A 2,102-nucleotide genomic window follows, 5' to 3' on the forward strand; every position below is an offset into this window, starting at 1 on the left:
GATATTGAAATTATGAGCGGCAACGTCGGAATTGGGACGACGAGTCCAGGAGGAAAATTACAAGTAGACCAATATACTGTTGGGGCGAATGGTAATCAAACTGTTTATGGAACTTCAAATATATTTACTAACGCTGGAACTGATGCCCTATACTTAGGAATAAAAAATCATGCTTATCCAAATAGAGGATGGTCATTTAGACCCGTCACAAATGGAGTTAATTCAGATTTACAGATATATGAATGGGGTTCTGTTGGAACAAGAATGACTATTCAATCAACAGGCAACGTCGGCATCGGGACGACGGCACCAAATGCGAAGTTGGAAGTTGCTGGTGCATTAAGAGTTTCTGGAACAGGGACTAATGTTGTGAATTTACAAACTGGGTCTGCTGGGACAATTGATAGATTAGATTTCGTTGCACAAACCACTAATAAAGGTATTGGTTTTCAATTAACTCCAAATGGTACTTCTGTTCTATCAAAAATGGCGTTAACAAACCAAAACAGCGGAGTTAATTTTGGAAGTATTTTTATGGAGGCAAATGGGGCTAATGGATATATATCCCCTCAGTCAGTCGGTACGCCCACTACTGCAATAACTACATTATCTCTTGGTGGTGGTAGTGGTAGTACAAACTGGGCAAATGTGATTATACCAAGCGGCAATGTCGGCATCGGGACGACGGCACCGGGGGCGAAGTTGGAGGTCACAAGTGCATCTCCAGAAATCCGCTTATCTTTTACTAGCGACCCGAGTCATTATTTGAAAATTACCCCAGGTACTGGCAGTGGTGCTTCAATTCAGGAAAGTTATAACGCTTCGTTGGCATTACAACCTACGGGTGGAAATGTTCTTTTTCCTGGATCTGGGATATGGAATAGCGCCGGCAACGTCGGCATCGGGACGACGGCTCCTGCAACGCCGTTAGATGTGGTTGGAAGTAGCGGAAATGAATATATAATAATTAGATCTTCCGCTGCTAACGCCAACGCAGGAATTTATCTTATTAGTCGGTTAAGTGGCGTTGATAAACAGGCCCAGGTATATGCTGATTGGCAGGGCGGCTTAGTAATTAACCCAGTCTTAGGGAGGAGTACGCGATTTAACTATAATCAGGGCGGAACAGGAGGAGATGTTATTTTTTATGATGGAGGCACGAATGCTTTAATGACTGTTTTAAACGTAGGCAACGTCGGCATCGGAACAACGGCGCCTGGGGCGAAACTAGAATTATCAGCTACGTCTGGAACTAATAGATTAAAAATTACAAATACTGGAACATTGGTTTCTGACCAATCATCATTAGAGTTAAATGCTAATTCTCAATCTTGGCAATTTTATGTAAAAGGTAATGTTAACCAAATGGGAATATGGAGCACAACTCTTGGAAATGATGTAATGTCGTTTTTAAGCACAGGCAACGTCGGCATCGGGACGACGAGTCCAAATAGCTTGTTAGACGTTTTCTCTACCTCAATGAATCCGCAAATGCGTGTTGGTTATTCATCGGGTGGTGGCTACATCGGATTTGGTCATGGTAGCTCCAATGGCTATATTACTTCTAGCGTTGGTGATATCAGAATAAACCCCGCCGTTAATGTTATTTTAGCACAAAGTTCTGGTAATGTGGGAATTGGTGTGGTAACACCATCGGCCAAACTCAATGTTGTTGGTACGGCTGATGCTGTTCAGTTCTTGTTGCAAGGATACTCCACGCAGACCAGCAACATTATGGAAATTAAAGATAGCTCAAGCAATAATTTGTTTACCCTTAGCCCCACCGGCGCCAGCTTTGAGGTTCCCACCAGTTTCAATAGTTCCGGGGATACTATCATGGCTTATGATTTAGTCTTTACCAATCCTACCGCCAGTACTATTTCTTCCAATGCCCCGCTATCTATTATTGCTGGCGCTGGTGGCACCAACTCCAATTTAACATTATCTGGCAGTGGTACTGGTAAAGTTTACGTTGATGATGATTTGGAAGTAACGGGGACGCTAACTACCGCTAACTTATCAACAACAGGCAATATCCTACCTTCAGCAGATAATACTTACGACTTAGGTTCCACTAACCTCCGGTGGAAAACACTACACGT

Annotated in this window: 1 protein-coding gene; it reads left to right on the plus strand. The window is 43.0% G+C overall.

Annotated features, from left to right (window positions below):
* Positions 1–2,102, plus strand: a 2,102-nt coding sequence (locus COX77_04730) for a hypothetical protein (GenBank protein ID PIZ98389.1), incomplete at both ends; no start/stop codon positions are given.

The sequence above is a fragment of the Candidatus Komeilibacteria bacterium CG_4_10_14_0_2_um_filter_37_10 genome (genome assembly GCA_002793075.1).
GTDB lineage: Bacteria > Patescibacteriota > Patescibacteriia > UBA1558 > UBA1558 > UM-FILTER-37-10.